We start from the raw sequence: 16,013 nt of genomic DNA, 5'->3' as shown, positions 1-16,013 counted from the left end.
GGTGCTCGCTTGATCCTGTTACGTGCGGCTTGTTGGCTCCCCGGCCGGGCTGGCGCTCGTCGCGCCGGCACCGCGGGAACGTGAGCGCCGCCGGCGTCGCCGTCGGGCGCCTTGACCGTCCGTCGCGGTGCTCGTGGCCGCTGCCTCGCCGCCGACGGCGTCGGTCACCGGTACGCCGCCGCGAGTGCGCCGGCGCTGCCGTGGGGCCCGGCTGGTCTCGCCGTCCGACCCCGTGCGGGCCGGACTCGCGTCGACGCTTGCCGACCGCCGTGGCCGGCCCGCGGTCGCGGTGTCCCCGGGGCGGTCCCCGGAGCGCGCAGTGCGGCCCGGTCGGCCCTCGGGCCGACCCGCGCGGCGCGAGCGTCCGCCGCTCGTGCCCGGCTTTGACCGAGAGCCTGGACGGTGCCCGGTCTCGCCGATGTCCTCGAGCTGCTCGGCTTCGAGGCCTTCCCGGGTCCGCTGCGCCTTGGGCAGTCGGCCGGTCGCCTCTCGCGGGATGTCGAGCTCCTCGTAGAGCACGTCGGAGGTCGAGTAGGTCTCTTCGGGCTCGGGGAACGGCAGGTCGAGGGCGGTGTTGATCATCCCCCAGCGATAGGTGTCCGACCAGTCGACGAAGGTGATCGCGCTGCCGACCTCGCCCGCGCGACCGGTGCGGCCGATCCGATGCAGGTAGGCCTTCTCGTCGTCGGGGCACTCGTAGTTGATGACGTGTGTGACTCCGGCGACGTCGATACCGCGGGCGGCGACGTCGGTGGCGACCAGGATGTCGACCTTGCCGCTCCGGAAGGCCCGCAGCGCCCGCTCGCGTGCGCCCTGGCCGAGGTCACCGTGGACAGCGGCCGCGGCGAACCCGCGCTCCGAGAGGTCCTCGGCGATCCGGTCGGCCGACCGCTTGGTCCGGGTGAAGACCATCGCGAGCCCGCGGCCCTCGGCTTGCATGACCCGCGCCAACACCTCCGGCTTGTCCAGGTGATGTGCCCGGAAGACGAACTGGCTGGTGGTCGGGACGGTCTGGCTCTCGTTCGGCGACTCGGCGCGCACGTGGGTGGGGTGGCGCAGATAGCGCCGGGCGAGGGCGACGACCGGCCCGGGCATCGTCGCGGAGAACAGCATCGTCTGGCGGATCTGGCTGACCTGGGCGACGATCCGCTCGACATCCGGCAGGAAGCCGAGGTCCAGCATCTCGTCGGCCTCGTCGAGCACAAGGATCCGTACGCCGGACAGGTCCAGCGCGCGTTGCTTGGCAAGGTCGAGCAGGCGACCTGGTGTCCCGACCACGACATCGATGCCCTTGCGCAAGGCGTCGATCTGCGGTTCGTATGCCCGGCCGCCGTAGATCACGAGGATCCGGGTGCCGCGCTGCCCGCTGGCCATTTCAATGTCGCGCGCGACCTGCATCGCGAGCTCGCGGGTCGGGACGACCACCAGCGCCTGTGGCTTGCCGTCGGCCTGCCCGGCCTTGACCAGATGAAGCAGCGGCAGCGCGAACGCGATGGTCTTGCCGGTGCCGGTCCTGGCCTGACCGATCAGGTCGTGGCCCTTGAGCGCCAGCGGGATGGTGAGTGCCTGGATCGGGAACGGCGTCGTGATGTCACGTGCCGCGAGCGTGGCGACGACATCGTCGTCCACGCCGAGTTCAGCGAAGGTTTTCATGCAAGGACTCCAAAGAGAGCGCGTCGGTGCGGAGTCCGCTCACACTCTCGGTGGTGGCCCGCGCCCGCGCTCTTCGCAGGGGGCCGACACCGCGGCTCTCCGCGGGAATTCGTCGTACGTCGTTCAGTGTACCTGTTCGGCTACTGTCGGCCATTACATGAGCGGTGAGTGGACCGACCCGATGACGGAGGCCGACCGCCAGCAGGCGGTGGTCGACCTGCTCGGCGTGCTCGCGTATGCGGAGCTGACCGCGTTCGAGCGGCTCGCCGGTGATGCCTCGCTCGCGCCGACCCTCGCGGACAAGGCCGCGCTGGGTGCGATGGCAGCGGCGGAGTTCGGCCACTTCCAGGTGTTGCACGAGCGGCTGGCCAGCCTCGGGATCGACTCGACGGTCGCGATGGCGCCGTTTGTCGGACCGCTCGACGCCTACCACGACTCGACGAAGCCGGCCGACTGGCTGGAGAGCCTGGTGAAGGCATACGTCGGCGACGGGTTCGCGGCGGACTTCTACCGCGAGCTCGCCGAGTTCATGGACGACTCGACCAAATCACTCGTCGTCGACGTGCTCGACGACACCGGCCACGCCGACTTCGCGATCGCGCACGTGCGGTCGGCGACAGAGGCCGATCCGGCAGTGGCCGGCCGGCTTGCGTTGTGGGGCCGGCGGCTGGTCGGCGAGGCGCTGGTTCAGGCGCAGCGGATCGCGGTCGACCGCGACGAGCTGGCCCGCCTGATCGTCGGCGGTGTCGGCGACCTTGCTGCCGTGGGTGAGCTGTTGGCGCGACTCACCCAACGACACAGCGGGCGAATGGAAACCCTCGGCCTGCACTCGTAGCGCACCTCGATGTGTGAACGGCTGCGTACCGCCGGCGGTAACCCGCCGTGCACACACCGGGTTGGTCCGTTGTGGCGGGGACTACAGCGCGCCGAAGCCCACGCGGCGGGCGTCGGTGTCGGCGATCTCGACGTACGCCAGCTTGTCGGTCGCGACGATGATCCGTCGGCCTTTCTCGTCGCTGAGCATCAGCGTTCCGGCCGAGGCGCTGATCGCCTGCTCGACCGCGGTCTGGATCTCGTCAGCCGTCTGGGCGCTCTCGAATGACAGCTCGCGCGGCGCACCCTTGATGCCGATTCTGACCTCCACAGCGATCAGGCTAGTGGACGTGATGTGAAGGAGCGGTGAAACCCGGTACGCCGATGGCGAACGTCCCTCAGGCGTCCGGATCGCTCACCCGTGGATACCCCGAGATGCCCCGCCAGGCGAGCGCCTGGATCAGCTCGATCGCGCGCTCTTTCGGGATGCCGTCGGCGGACGCGAGCCACCACCGCGCGCTGATCTCGGCGACACCGGTGAGCCCGCAGGACAACAACTCGGCGTCGTTGCGGTCGAGGCCGGTGTCGCGCGCGATCGTGTCGGCGATCGCCTCGACCGAGCGCTGGAGTGACCGCTCGACCCGCTCGCGCACTGCCGGCTCGTTGCGCAGGTCCGACTCGAACACCAGCCGGAATGCTCCGCCCGGATCGTCGACGAAGTCGAAGAAGGCACGTACGCAACCGGACACGCGCTCGTGGTTGTCGGTCGTGCTGTGCAGCGCCCTGACGATCCGCGCTTGGAGCATCTCCACGTGCTGGTCGAGCAGGGCGACGTACAGGTCGAGCTTGCCCGGGAAGTGCTGATAGAGCACGGGCTTGCTCACTCCGGCCCGTTCGGCGATGTCGTCCATCGCTGCGGCGTGGTAGCCGTTCGCGACGAAGACCTCCTGCGCCGCGCCGAGCAACTGCTCGCGGCGGGCCGATCTGGGCAGCCGGGTGCCGCGGGCAGGATTGTTGTTGGTCGTGGTCACGGTGCCGGAAGCGTACCGATCGGAAGATCCCGAAGACGTCGGGCCGACCCGGATGGCGGTTCGCCGTACCGCGCGAGCGCGACCGCGCCGGCCACCGCCAAGCCGAATCCCAATGCCGCCAACAGATCGTGTCCGGGTGCAGGACGATCGCCGAGCAACGTGATCCCGACCAGTCCGGGCAGGACGGTCTCCGCGACCACGACGGCCGCGGTCGTCGCCGTCACGCTGCCGCGCTGCACCGCCATCGCGTAGATCAGCAGACCCAGGATCCCGGCGAGGGCCATTGCGTACAGCGCCGGGTCGAGGAAGATCCGCCAGGGAGTTGACGGCGTTTGCAACATGCGGGCGCCGATGCCGGCCCCCCCGAACATCACGCCGGCGAGCGCGCCGAGCGACCACGCCTCGTGCCGCCCCAGACCCCTGCCGCGGCGGGCCATGACATATCCCAGTACGCCGACCAGCGCCACGCTGATGACGAGTAACCAGCGGTCGCCATCGCTGAGCTTCGTCGCGGTCTGGTTGGTGGCCGACAGCGCGAGCAGGGTGAGGCCCGCGGTGACGGCGACCAGCGCGACCCACTCGAGCACCATCGGGCGGGCGCCGAGCAGGAGGACGGCGAGCAGGGCGGTCACGGCGAGGCTGGACGCGACGATTGCCTGCACGGTGAACAACGGCAGGGTGTGCAAGGCGGCGAAGGACAGCCCGAAGCCGACGGCGTCGAGCAGCAGACCGGCGATGTAGGTCGAGGAGTGCAGCAGCCGGCGGACCAGGCGGGTGTCGAGCTCATCGGCCTGCCCGCCGCTGCGCGCGCCCACCGCCTGCAGGACAGTGGCCACGCCGTAGGCGATCGTCGAGGCGAACGCACCCAGCAGGCCCCAACTCACCCGTCCACGGTAGACGCCGCGCCGGTCGTGGCTCATCATCGCGGTAGGGTCGGGCGCCAAACGCCCAGAACCGGACGAAACCGTGCAGATCGATCCCCTGTGCCGGACTTCGGCAGGCGGGCACTCAAGCAGGACCTACGGCACTCCGATCACCGACGTAGAGGTGGACCATCGTCCACTCCAGAACTGGGGAGCACCGTGACCGTGACCGACTACGCGGAGATCGTGGCCGCGCTGCGGACGGTTCCGGGCGTCGCGGACGCCGACGTCGAGCCTGACGACGCGGGCGGCGGCCTCGGCCTGCTCCGTCTCGGCCTGTCGCCCGGTGTCGACGAGGTGCAGGTTGCTTCAAAAGTTGGCCGAATGCTGCGCGAGCGGTTCGGCCTCGGAGTCGACGCCGACCAGGTCCAGCTGATCGAGGACGCCACGTCACCGGATGTCCCGGTCAACGGCGGGCGCCGACCGATCATCTCCCGGATGCAGCTGGTGTCCTCCGGCCTCGACGTCACCGCCGCGGTGTCGCTGTCCTATCAGGAGGGCACGGTCCGCGGGGAGGCCACCGGCACCGCGACGCAGAGCGGCGTACAGCGGGCGGTCGCGACGGCTGCCCTGCGAGCGATCGAGCAGCTGATCGGATCCGCGGCGCGTTTCGAGCTCGAGCACGTCGAGGTCTCCCGCAGCGGCAACGACCGTACGGCGCTGGTGAGCGTCACGATGGTGAGCAGCACCGGCACCGACCGGCTGACCGGTTCGGCGGTCGTCCGCGAGGACGCCCGGCAGGCCGTCATCCGAGCCGCTCTGGACGCGGTCAACCGCCGGCTCGAGCCCTATCTCACCTGAGACGGGCCGCGGGCGGTTCCCTGCCGCCGATGGAACATCTCGGCTCGCCAGCCGGTTTCCCCTCATGCAACGCTTGATCTCGCAAGTGTGCGATCCGCGGATGACCGATGCCTGAGGTGACGACCGTGCCACTGCCCCCGCTGGTGGAGCCCGCTCCCGAGCTAACCCCGGAGGAGATCCGCCGCTACTCGCGGCACTTGATCATCCCGGACGTGGCGATGGACGGGCAGAAGAGGCTGAAGAACGCGCGCGTCCTGTGCGTCGGCGCGGGCGGCCTCGGCTCGCCCGCCCTGATGTATCTCGCGGCTGCCGGTGTCGGCACGCTCGGCATCGTCGACTTCGACGTCGTCGACGAGTCCAACCTGCAGCGCCAGGTCATCCACGGCCAGAGCGATGTCGGGCGGCCGAAGGCGGTCAGCGCGATGGAGTCGGTGCGTGAGATCAACCCGCTGGTCAACGTGATCCTGCACGAGGAGTGGCTCGACTCGGGCAACGTCATGGACATCTTCGCCGGCTACGACCTGATCGTCGACGGCACCGACAACTTCGCGACCCGTTACCTCGTCAATGACGCGTGCGTGCTGCTCGGCAAGCCGTACGTGTGGGGCTCGATCTACCGCTTCGACGGCCAGGCTTCGGTGTTCTGGTCGGAGCACGGCCCGTGCTACCGCTGCCTCTACCCGGAGCCGCCGCCGCCGGGCATGGTTCCGTCCTGCGCCGAGGGCGGCGTGCTCGGCGTACTGTGCGCGTCGATCGGGTCGATCCAGGTCAACGAGGCGATCAAGGTCCTGACCGGCATCGGTGAGCCGCTGGTCGGCCGGCTGATGATCTACGACGCGCTCGAGATGACCTACCGCTCGGTCAAGGTCCGCAAGGACCCGGAATGCCCGCTGTGCGGCAAGAACCCGACGATCACCGAGCTGATCGACTACGAGGCGTTCTGCGGCACGGTGTCGGACGAGGCTGCCGAAGCCGCCGCCGGGTCGACCATTACCGCGACCGAGCTGAAGGCGATGCAGGACGCGGGCGAGTCGATGTACCTCGTCGACGTCCGTGAGCCGGCCGAATGGGAGATCATCCGCATCCCCGGCGCTGTGCTGATCCCGAAGGGTGATCTGGCCGGCAAGCTCTCGGAGCTACCGCAGGACAAGCCGGTCATCGCCTACTGCAAGTCCGGCGTCCGGTCCGCGGAGTCACTGGCGTTGCTGAAGAACGCCGGCTTCCATGACGCGAAGCACTTGCAGGGCGGAGTGACCGCCTGGAGCACGCAGGTCTTGCACGACCAACCCCTGTACTAGTTCCGGCGTCAACCAGTCGTCGGGTGAGAACGCGACGGATCACTACCTGACCGGGTAGGAATCCAGCAAACTTCGGCGAGCATCAGGGCCCACCACTACGGGCTCGCGTTCGCCGGGTGGGGTCCCGACTGGCCGGCGCCCTACGGGTTCTTCGACGCCATCATCGACCCGCGCAAGATCCTCGCCGCGGGCAACAGCAACTACGGTGCATGCGCGGACCCGCGGATCACGACGCTGATCAAGAAGGCGCTCCGGCATCCGAAGCCCGCAGTCGAGTACGGCTATGGCAATCCGTCGACAAGCTGGTGAACAAAGACGCCTGCGACGCTCCGTTCGACTACGACAAGGCTGTAGACCTGTTCAGCAGCGATCTGACGAATGCCTACATCGAGCCCGAGTTCGGCATCGTCGACGTCCGCACCCTCGGCGTGGGTTGAGTCTGGCGTCGGCTGAGTCGGCTCACAGCCCGAGTTCGACTGCGATGTCGCGCACGGTGTTATCCAGCGGTCGCCAACGCAGGCCGGCCTTCGTCGCGTGCGAGAGGTCGGCGTGCATCGAGGGCCACCATTCCCGTGGCGCTGACAGTGGAAGGTCGTCGTTCGCCTCGGCGGACCAGGTGACGTCGGGGAGCTTGACGTCGAGTGCCGCGGCGATCGTGTTCAGCACCTCGGCGAACGTCGGCACCACCTGCGGCGCCGTCACGTTGTAGACATCGGTCACGCGCTGCGCGACGCGGTCGACCGTGAACGCGCCGAGGTCGCGGCCGTCGATGCACTGCAGCGGCTGGCCGGGGTCCGGCGCGACGAACGGCTTGCCTGCCGCGACCGCCTTCACCCAGTGATTGAAGCGCTCGGTGTGGTCATGCGGCCCGATGACGTAGCCGGGCCGGATCACGAGCAGCTGATCACCGGCGAGCTCTCTGGCCACCTGCTCGCACGCGACCTTCAACTCGCCGTACTTCTCGATGGTGAGCTCGTCGTCCCACGCCGGCTCGAGCACCTTCTGCCGTTCGGTGAAGTCGAGGGTGTCGATGTCCTCGCCGTACACGCTGATCGTCGAGATGAACGTGTAATGCCCGCGGCGGTCGCCGAGCGCCTCGAGCAGGCTGCGCACCTGCCTCGGCACATAGGCGTTGACGTCGATCGTTGCGTCCCACGAGCCGGTCGACGGTTCGCGTAGCTCCGCGAGATCCCCGTTTCGGTCGCCGGTGAGGTGGCCGGCTTCCGGGAACGCGGTCGGATCGCTGACGCCGCGGTTGTAGAGGGTGACGTCGTGCCCGTTGGCGATGGCGGCCGCCGCGATCTGCCGGCCGACCAGGCGGGTGCCACCGACGATGAGGATTCGCACGAGCCGACGTTAGCCTCCTAGCGTGACGCCGTTCACGCTCGCGGTCCTCGACGCCGTAGACAAGATCCCGGAAGGTCGCGTGCTGTCCTACAGCGACGTCGCGGAGCTGGTCGGCAAGGGCTCCGGGCGGGCGGTCGGGACAGTCATGGCGAGGTACGGCGGGGAAGTGCCGTGGCATCGCGTTTTGCGCAACGACGGATCGTGTGCAACGCACAAGTCGGAGCACCAGATGGAGCTGTTGCGCGAGGAGAACGTGCCGATGCGCGACGGCCGCGTCGACATGGCGCTCGCCCGCTGGGACGGGCGAGCAGTGAGGAGCAAGGCACGTGCCTGAGCTGATCGCACAGCCGATGATCATCGAGGCGGCGGGGCACCCGCCGAAGACGATCCGCGAGCACATCGGCCGGGTCGCGACCGGCGAGGACCGGATCAGTGTGGCCCACATGACCAGCCCCGGCGGCTGGGCCGAGCCGGGGCAGCGACCCGAGTTCGACGAGTTCACCGTCGTCCTGCGCGGCGCGATCGTCATCGAGTACGAGGGCGGCCAGTTGGACGTCGCGGCCGGCCAGGCCGCGCACACCAAGGCCGGCGAATGGGTCCGCTACTCGACCCCCGGCCCCGAGGGCGCCGACTACATCGCGGTCTGCCTGCCCGCCTTCGCTCCGGACATCGTGCACCGCGACGACTGATCAGCCGCGGCCGTCACACCGGCATGCTGTGATCGACGCCGTGCCGAGCGCTGTCACCTACCGCCTGGTGCGACCTCCGGTCGCACCCGTGCAGCCCCCTGCGCTCGATCCGTCACAGCGTGCGGTTGTCGAGCACGACCGGGGACCCCTGCTCGTCCTGGCCGGCCCGGGCACCGGCAAGACGACCACCCTGGTGGAGTCCGTCGTACGCCGGGTCGAGGAGGGTGCGTCGCAGGATCAGGTGCTCGTCCTGACCTTCAGCCGCAAGGCCGCGGACGAGCTGCGCGGACGGATCGCCACGCGGATCGGCGCGACCACGGCCGAGCCGGCGGCATCGACCTTTCACAGCTTCTGCTACGCGCTGCTGCGCGACTACGGCGGCACGGACTCGGGTCGGCTGCCGCGACTGCTGTCCGGCGCCGAGCGCGACCTGCGCGTGCATCAGCTGCTGGCCGGCAATGCCGAGGGCGAAGGCACCACCCGCTGGCCGGCCCGCTTCGCACCCGCCCTGCGGCTGCGGGGGTTCGCCCGTGAGGTCTCCGACCTGCTCGACCGTGCCCGCGAACGTGGTCTCGACGGGCCGGCTGTGCGCCGGCTCGGAGCGGAGCACGACCGACCCGAGTGGGTCGCTGCCGGCACGTTCATGGACGAATACCTCGACGTGCTCGCGATTCGCGAAGAGGTCGACTACGCCGGCCTGATCTCGCGCGCCATCGACCTGCTCGACACAGGTGCACGCGAGGTGTGCACGCGGTTCAGTGCCGTCTACGTCGATGAGTACCAGGACACCGACCCGTCGCAGGAGCAGCTGCTCGGGCGGATCGTAGGGGATGGGCGGCTGCTCGTCGTCGTCGGCGATCCCGACCAGTCCATCTACGGCTTCCGCGGTGCCGACGTCAGCGGGATCATCGACTTCCCCGACCGGTTCCGTAACGCGGACGAGACGCCAGCGCAGGTCATGACGCTCGGCGTGTGCCGGCGCTCGGGCCCGGACCTTGTCCGACTCTCGCGAACGGTGGCCGAGCGGATCCCGCTCGGTCGGCTGGGCAGCCAGCGCGCCGCGCATCGTGGGCTGCAGCCGGCCGGGCCGGTCAGCCTGATCCCGCCGGAGATCCGGTTGTATTCCTCCGTCGGAGCACAGGTCAGCGGCATCGCCGACCTGCTTCGTCGGGCGCACCTGATCGACGAGGTTCCGTGGTCGCAGATGGCCGTGCTCGTCCGGTCCGGTGCCCGCAGCATTCCGGTGGTGCGCCGCGCGCTGGTCGCTTCGGGCGTTCCCGTGTCGGTCGCTGCGGACGAGCTGCTGCTGTCGCGTGACCCTGCGGTCGCGCCTCTGCTGCGCGCGCTCGAGATCGTGGCGGATCGCAGCCGGCCGGCTCAGCTGCGACGCCGACGGCTCGATCCCGACGCGGTGCGCACCTTGCTGATGTCGCCGCTCGGCGGAGCGACGCCCGCGCAGCTGCGGGCCCTCGGTCGCCGGTTGCGCGTCCTCGCCCGCGCCGGTGGTGAAGCGGTCCGGCCGTCCGCGGTCCTCATCTGTGACCTGGTCGACGACCCGAAGGACCTCGACGCGGTCGAGGACTGGGTCGCCGCGCCGGTCCGCCGGCTGACCTCGCTGCTCGCTGAGGCCGAGCGGGTCGCGTCGGCCGGCGGGACACCTGCCGAGGTGCTGTGGGAGCTCTGGGACGGCTCCGACTGGGCCCGCCGGCTGTCAGCTGCGGCGCTGGCGCCGGACGCGACCGGGCGCGCCGCGGATCGCGACCTCGACGCCGTGCTCGCGCTGTTCGACACCGCCGCCCGGCTCGAGGACCGCCAGCCGCGAGCCACGGTCGGTGCGCTGCTCGAGGAGGTCGTGGCGCAGGACATCCCCGCGGCGCCGTACGAGGAGAAGGCCGGTGCTCCCGGCTCGGTCCGGCTGCTCACGGCGCACCGCGCCAAGGGCCTCGAGTGGGACTTCGTCGTCGTTGCGGACCTGCAGGAAGGAGTCTGGCCCGACCTGCGCCGGCGCGGCTCGTTGCTCGACGCAGATGCGCTGGACCGGTCCGGTCCGCGCGATCCCGCGTCATCGACGGCGCTGCTGGTCGATGAGCGTCGGCTGTTCTATGTCGCCGTCACGCGGGCCCGCCAGCGGCTGGTGTTGACCGCGACGTCGGGCACCGACGATCTCAGCGAGCGGCCGTCACGCTTCCTTGACGAGACCGGCCTCGAGGCGCCGCCGGTGCTTCCGGCGCAGACCAATGTGCTGTCGTCCGGCTCGCTCGTGGCCCGGCTGCGGCGTTGCCTGGAGGATCCCGGGAGCGACGATGCGCTTCGCCGCGAGGCGGCGAGATGCCTGGCCGAGCTCGCCGCAGCGGTCGACGACGACGGCGTCCCGCTGGTCCCGGCGGCCGCCCCGTCGAGCTGGTGGGGGCTGGCCGACCTCACCTCCGGTGCGGTCCCGGTCCGACCGGCTGACCGCCCCATCGACCTGTCCGGCTCGGCGGCGTCGGCGTTCACCCGCTGCCCGCGCGAGTGGTTCCTCGATCGCGAGGTGAAGGCGAAGGAGTCGACCTCCACGGCGCAGGGATTCGGGTCGATCGTCCACGCCCTCGCGGAGGCGGTCGTGGTCGGTGAGCTGCCGCCCGAGCTCGACGCCTTGCTTGCCCGGCTGGACGAGGTCTGGTCGCAGCTTCCGTACGACGCTCGCTGGCAGGCCGCGCGCGACCGGATCGAAGCCGAAGCGGCATTGACGCGGTTCCTCGCCTGGCATGAGCAGGACCCGCGGCGTTGCGTCGCCGCCGAGCAGGGATTCGACGTACCCATCGGGGACGACATCGTCATTCACGGGCGCGCGGACCGGATCGAGCTCGACGACGAGGGCCGCATGGTGGTCGTCGACCTGAAGACCGGCAAGCACGCTCCGCCCAAGGGCGAGGTTGCCACCGATCCGCAGCTCGGGGTCTACCAGCTCGCGGTGCGCGGCGGTGCTTTCGCGGACTGGTCCAGCACTCCTGGCGGTGCCGAGCTGTTGCAGCTGCGGGACGCGTTGCGGGGCGACGCGCGCGTCCAGCATCAGGATGCGCTGGAGCCCGGCGATGTGTGGGTCGAGGAGATGATCGGCGGGATCGCCGAGGGCATTCGCACCGAGACGTTCCCGGCCCGGCCGAGTGAGGCGTGCCGGCGCTGCCGGTTCAAGACCTCCTGCCCGGCGCAGGACGAGGGCGGGCAGGTCGTGACGTGACCGGCTGGCAGCCGGACGCGTCCGGCGATTACCTGCGCGAGCTGCTCGCGGTGGACTTCACCGCCGAGCAGCTGGCCTGCATCACCGCGCCGCTGACGCCGCAGCTCGTCACTGCCGGCGCCGGCTCCGGCAAGACGATGGTGATGGCCGCGCGGGTGGTGCACGCGGTTGCCTTCCACAAGGTGCCGCCCGCGCAGATCCTGGGGCTCACCTTCACCAACAAGGCGGCGGGCGAGCTGGCCGAGCGGGTGCGACGATGCCTGGCCCGGCTCCCGCGGCGTCTCGACCTGCCGCTCACCCACGACATCGACTCCTACGACGACGAGCCGACCGTTGCGACCTACCACTCGTACGCCGCCACACTGGTCCGCGACCATGCGTTGCGCATCGGGCGGGAGCCGGGGGCGACGCTCATGTCCGAGGCCGTGCAGTGGCAGCTCGCGATGCGGGTCGCGACCAGGGCGCCTGGCCCGTTCTCGCACCTGAACTGGACCACCGCCTACGTCGCGAACCTCGTCGTCGCACTCGCCGCCGACATGGCCGATCATCTGGCGTCCGCGGACGAGATCCGCAACCACGATGAGCGGGTGCGCAAAGAGATCGCCGCGATTCCGAAGACGGTCAAGGGTGCGCGGGACATCGTGGAGCACACCCTGGCCCGTGATGAGCTGCTCGGTCTCGTGGCGGCCTACGACGAGGAGAAGAGCCGGCTCGACCTGATCGACTTCGGCGACCAGGTCGCGCTCGCCTGCCGGATCGTCGAGGCGGCGCCCGAGGTGATCGCCCTCGAGCGGCAGCGGTTCTCCGTCGTCGTGCTCGACGAGTACCAGGACACCGGCGTCGCACAACGGATCCTGCTGAGCGCGCTGTTCGGCGACGGCCATCCTGTGACGGCGGTGGGTGACGCGAACCAGTCCATCTACGGATGGCGCGGGGCGTCGCTGAGCAACATCACCCGCTTCGACGAGCACTTCCCGACCCGCGCCGGCGATCAGCCCCGCGAGCGCCTCACCCTGGCTACCAGCTTCCGCTGCGACGGCCGGATTCTCGACGCGGCCAACCGGATCGCCGAGCCACTCGCGCAGGCGCTCGCCGAGCGCGGTGCCGTCGCCGACGGGCTGCGCCTGCGGCCGCGTCGTGGCGCTGCGGACGCGGGGGAGGTGGTCGTGAGCCGGCCGCTGACTGCACTCGATGAGGCGAACGGCTTGGCGGCCCGGATCGTTGCGGCGCACGCCGCCGGCACGCGGTACGGCGAGATCGCCGTCCTCGCGCGGCGGCGGATGGACTTTGCCCGACTGCATCGCGCGATGGTCGAGCGCGACATCCCGGTCGAGGTGGTCGGGCTCGGCGGCCTGCTCGCCATGCCCGAGGTCAGCGACATCGTCTCCGTACTGGCCCTGCTGCAGGACGTCACCGCGAACGCCGCCGCGGTGCGGCTGCTCACCGGTCCGCGGTGGCGGATCGGGGTGCGCGACCTCGCCGCGCTCGGTGCGCGCGCCGGCTACCTGGCCCGGCTGCGGCCGATCGGCCCGGTCGCCGAGCCCGCGACCAGCGCTGCCGAGCCGGCCGGCGGCGAGCCGAGGGCGAGCGACCCGAGCGCCGGCTCCGAGGTGGCCGACGAGCAGGCGGTTGCGGGACACCTCGAGGAGGCGCTCGAAGCCGCGACCGCCTCGGTGGACCCGGTCGAGGTGCCGTCGCTCCTCGAGGCCGCCGAGTCGCCGGGACCAGCCGCGCTGTCCGAGGAGGCTCGCGAGCGGCTGGCCCGGTTCGTGGGGGAGATCCGCCGGCTGCGGACGCTGGCCGGGCAGCCGATCGTCGACGTGATCGCGGAGGTCGTGCGTGGCAGCGGGCTGGAGGTCGAGATCGAGGCGGCCGACCCCGCGCTCGCACTCGCCCGCCTGGCCAACGTGCATTCCTTTCTCGACGTCGCGGCTCACTTCAGCGGGCTGGAAGGCGAGTCCGACCTTGGCGCCTTCCTTGCCTTCCTGCGCGCCGCGGCGGAGAACGAGGATGGCCTCGACGTCGCGTCCGGCTCGGACGCCGACACCGTCAAGCTCATGACCGTCCATGCCGCCAAGGGCCTCGAATGGGACGCGGTCGCGATCCCGGGCCTGGTTCATCGCGTCTTCCCGTCGGACCGCGGCCGGCGCGCGTGGACGACTGCCGCCCATGTCCTGCCGTTTCGCTGCCGCGGGGACTGGGTCGACTTGCCGAGCCTCACCGGCTACGCCACGCCGGACCTCGACGCCTTCAAGGATGCCTGCGGCGCGGACGCTGCCGCCGAGGAACGCCGGCTGGCGTATGTCGCGATGACGCGCGCCCGCCACCAGCTGTGGCTGTCCGGCTACGTCTGGAGCGAGACCCGGCGCGAGCGGATGACGCCATCGGTGTTCCTCGAAGAGGTGAGCTCGCTCGGCGCGCCGACGGTGCGCATCGACGACTGGTGCGAGGACCCCGACGAGGAAGCCGTCAACGAGCTGGTCGAAGCGTCGCGCGACGATGTGCCGTGGCCGGTCGCGCCCGACGCAGCCCGGCTCGAGCACCGCCGCGCCGCCGCGGCCATGGTCTCCTCAGCGGTCGTGACGAACCGGCCGGACCTGGCCGGCACGGCGTTGGTTACCGCCGAGGGCTGGCGCCGCGACGCTGACCTGCTGGTCGAGGAGATCCGCCGCCGCCGTCGTACGACGATCGACGTGGCGTTGCCGGCTCGGCTGACCACCAGCCAGGTGGTGGCGCTGGCGCAGGATCCGGACGCCTTCGCCGCCTCACTCGCCCGGCCGCTGCCGGCCCGACCGGTCGTGCAGGCCAAGCGCGGCTCGCGGTTCCACCGCTGGGTCGAAGCGCTCTATGGCGCCGCCCCCTTGCTCGAGCCGGACGACCTCCCGGGCGCCGAGGACGCCGACCTGTCCGACGCCGAGCTGGCCGAGCTGCAGGACCGGTTCCTCGCCGACGGCTGGGGCGAGCGGCGCCCGGTGGCGGTCGAGGCACGGTTCGAGACGGTCGTCGGCGGGCGGCTGGTGCGCGGTCGGATCGATGCGGTCTACCGCGACGAGGACGGCGGGTACGACGTCATCGACTACAAGACCGGCGCGGTGCCGAGGGACTTCGCGGCCGCTTCGCTGCAGCTCACGATCTACCGGCTGGCGTGGGCCGATCTCGCCGGCGTCGATCCGGAGTTGGTCCGGGCCGGGTTCCTCTACGTCCGTACCGGCGAGGTGAAGCGCCCGCAGCGGCTGCTCGACCGTGACCAGCTGGCGGCTCTGCTCACCGCCTGACACCGAACAGGCCCAGGACCGCGCGCCGCGGCGCTGCCGCGATCTCTAGGGTGGCGGGGTGGTGTCCGCCGTACCGACGTTGTCGCGCACGGCGATCGACCGCGCGGCGATCAGGCGGGACGACGACGCGTGGCTGGCGACGGCGTGGGAGCACGGCCGCCTGCTCGTTCTCGACGCCGAAGGCCACGTCTCGATCGACGACGCCGGGCCTTCGCTGGTCCTGGTCGAGCCGGGCGAGGTGGCCGGCGACCGGTTGCTGCTCGGCGTCGACGACGACGGGGTTGCGGTCTGGGGGACCTTGGGGGAGCTGCCACGCAAGCTGGGCGCCAGAGCGCTGGGGCTGCGGGAAGCCGGATCGGCACTGAGCGATCGTGACGCCGGCCTGCTCGTGACCCTGGTCGCCCTCACCAACTGGCATGCCACCCACACGCACTGTCCGCGCTGCGGCTCGCCGACCCGTGTGATCCAGGCCGGTTGGTCGCGCCGTTGCGATGTCGACGGGTCCCAGCACTTCCCGCGCACCGACCCGGCGGTCATCGTGCTGCTGCACGACGGCGCGGACCGCGCACTGCTCGGCCGGCAGCCGGTCTGGCCGGCCGGCCGGTACTCGACGATCGCGGGCTTCGTCGAGTCGGGGGAATCGGCCGAGGCGGCCGTTCATCGGGAGGTCTTCGAGGAGACCGGCGTGACGGTCGACGACGTGGTCTACCGCGCGAGCCAGCCGTGGCCGTTTCCAGCCTCACTGATGCTCGGCTTCGAGGCGCGGGTGGTCGGCGGCGAGGTGCGCTCGCTCGACGGCGAGCTCGAGGACGTGCGCTGGTTCACGCGGGAGGAGCTGGAGCGCGGCGAGGGCCGGATGCCGGGCTCGGCGTCGATCGCGCACTGGTTGATCACCGGGTGGCTGGAGCGCGGCTAGCGCGGCCCAGCACTGTTCACCTGCCCGAAACCCGCTGGGAGGAATGC

General features: G+C 70.9%; 14 protein-coding genes. 9 read left to right on the top strand and 5 right to left on the bottom strand.

Annotated elements, in window-relative coordinates:
- Positions 1 to 18 precede the first annotated feature (18 nt).
- Positions 19 to 1,653, bottom strand: a complete 1,635-nt coding sequence (locus VME70_00335) for a DEAD/DEAH box helicase (protein ID HTW18641.1) — start codon at positions 1,651 to 1,653, stop codon at positions 19 to 21.
- A gap of 157 nt (positions 1,654 to 1,810) precedes the next feature.
- Between VME70_00335 and VME70_00330 the strand changes: the two genes are divergently transcribed.
- Positions 1,811 to 2,488, top strand: coding sequence for a ferritin-like fold-containing protein (locus VME70_00330; GenBank protein HTW18640.1), 678 nt, complete (start codon positions 1,811 to 1,813; stop codon positions 2,486 to 2,488).
- An 81-nt stretch (positions 2,489 to 2,569) separates the two neighbouring features.
- Here the strand turns inward: VME70_00330 and VME70_00325 are convergent, their stop codons facing one another.
- The 3 genes from VME70_00325 to VME70_00315 all read right to left on the bottom strand — a co-directional run bounded on the left by VME70_00325 (position 2,570) and on the right by VME70_00315 (position 4,381).
- On the bottom strand, positions 2,570 to 2,797 hold the full coding sequence (locus VME70_00325) for a DUF3107 domain-containing protein (GenBank protein HTW18639.1): 228 nt from the start codon (positions 2,795 to 2,797) through the stop codon (positions 2,570 to 2,572).
- A gap of 67 nt (positions 2,798 to 2,864) precedes the next feature.
- On the bottom strand, positions 2,865 to 3,497 hold the full coding sequence (locus VME70_00320) for a TetR/AcrR family transcriptional regulator (protein HTW18638.1): 633 nt from the start codon (positions 3,495 to 3,497) through the stop codon (positions 2,865 to 2,867).
- Positions 3,494 to 4,381: a hypothetical protein gene (locus tag VME70_00315; protein HTW18637.1), complete on the bottom strand. Its 888-nt coding sequence runs from the start codon at positions 4,379 to 4,381 to the stop codon at positions 3,494 to 3,496. Before VME70_00315 ends, VME70_00320 begins: the two co-directional genes overlap by 4 nt.
- A 198-nt stretch (positions 4,382 to 4,579) precedes the next feature.
- On the opposite strand from VME70_00315, the gene VME70_00310 reads away from it, so the two are divergent.
- The 3 genes from VME70_00310 to VME70_00300 all read left to right on the top strand — a co-directional run bounded on the left by VME70_00310 (position 4,580) and on the right by VME70_00300 (position 6,956).
- Positions 4,580 to 5,221: a hypothetical protein gene (locus VME70_00310; GenBank protein ID HTW18636.1), complete on the top strand. Its 642-nt coding sequence runs from the start codon at positions 4,580 to 4,582 to the stop codon at positions 5,219 to 5,221.
- A 107-nt stretch (positions 5,222 to 5,328) separates the two neighbouring features.
- Positions 5,329 to 6,519, top strand: coding sequence for an adenylyltransferase/sulfurtransferase MoeZ (gene moeZ / locus VME70_00305; protein ID HTW18635.1), 1,191 nt, complete (start codon positions 5,329 to 5,331; stop codon positions 6,517 to 6,519).
- A 305-nt stretch (positions 6,520 to 6,824) separates the two neighbouring features.
- On the top strand, positions 6,825 to 6,956 hold the full coding sequence (locus tag VME70_00300) for a hypothetical protein (protein HTW18634.1): 132 nt from the start codon (positions 6,825 to 6,827) through the stop codon (positions 6,954 to 6,956).
- Positions 6,957 to 6,978: 22 nt separating this feature from the next.
- Here the strand turns inward: VME70_00300 and VME70_00295 are convergent, their stop codons facing one another.
- A complete protein-coding gene (locus VME70_00295; protein ID HTW18633.1) occupies positions 6,979 to 7,866 on the bottom strand; it encodes an NAD-dependent epimerase/dehydratase family protein in 888 nt (295 codons plus the stop codon).
- Between the two features lie 22 nt (positions 7,867 to 7,888).
- On the opposite strand from VME70_00295, the gene VME70_00290 reads away from it, so the two are divergent.
- From VME70_00290 to nudC, 5 genes are all read left to right on the top strand, one after another.
- Positions 7,889 to 8,200, top strand: a complete 312-nt coding sequence (locus VME70_00290) for an MGMT family protein (GenBank protein HTW18632.1) — start codon at positions 7,889 to 7,891, stop codon at positions 8,198 to 8,200.
- Complete coding sequence (locus VME70_00285; GenBank protein HTW18631.1) at positions 8,193 to 8,555, top strand: cupin domain-containing protein; 363 nt, start codon at positions 8,193 to 8,195, stop codon at positions 8,553 to 8,555. The genes VME70_00290 and VME70_00285 overlap by 8 nt, the downstream gene beginning before the upstream one ends.
- A gap of 88 nt (positions 8,556 to 8,643) precedes the next feature.
- Positions 8,644 to 11,775 carry an ATP-dependent DNA helicase gene (locus VME70_00280; protein ID HTW18630.1) on the top strand — a complete coding sequence of 1,044 codons (3,132 nt, stop codon included), beginning with the start codon at positions 8,644 to 8,646 and terminating at the stop codon, positions 11,773 to 11,775.
- Positions 11,772 to 15,050: an ATP-dependent DNA helicase gene (locus tag VME70_00275; protein ID HTW18629.1), complete on the top strand. Its 3,279-nt coding sequence runs from the start codon at positions 11,772 to 11,774 to the stop codon at positions 15,048 to 15,050. The genes VME70_00280 and VME70_00275 overlap by 4 nt, the downstream gene beginning before the upstream one ends.
- A gap of 58 nt (positions 15,051 to 15,108) precedes the next feature.
- Positions 15,109 to 15,966 carry an NAD(+) diphosphatase gene (nudC, locus tag VME70_00270; protein HTW18628.1) on the top strand — a complete coding sequence of 286 codons (858 nt, stop codon included), beginning with the start codon at positions 15,109 to 15,111 and terminating at the stop codon, positions 15,964 to 15,966.
- Positions 15,967 to 16,013 lie beyond the last annotated feature (47 nt).

Source organism: Mycobacteriales bacterium, assembly GCA_035504215.1.
Lineage (GTDB): Bacteria > Actinomycetota > Actinomycetes > JAFAQI01 > JAFAQI01 > DATAUK01.
Note: the sequence above shows the minus strand (reverse complement) of the source record. Positions and strands in the feature narration are given on the sequence as shown.

What these genes read in the sequence shown, in the direction of transcription:
- VME70_00335 (HTW18641.1), bottom strand. Translation starts at nt 1,653, where the DNA reads ATGAAAACCTTCGCTGAACTCGGCGTGGACGACGATGTCGTCGCCACG.
- VME70_00330 (HTW18640.1), top strand. Translation starts at nt 1,811, where the DNA reads ATGAGCGGTGAGTGGACCGACCCGATGACGGAGGCCGACCGCCAGCAG.
- moeZ (HTW18635.1), top strand. Translation starts at nt 5,329, where the DNA reads ATGCCTGAGGTGACGACCGTGCCACTGCCCCCGCTGGTGGAGCCCGCT.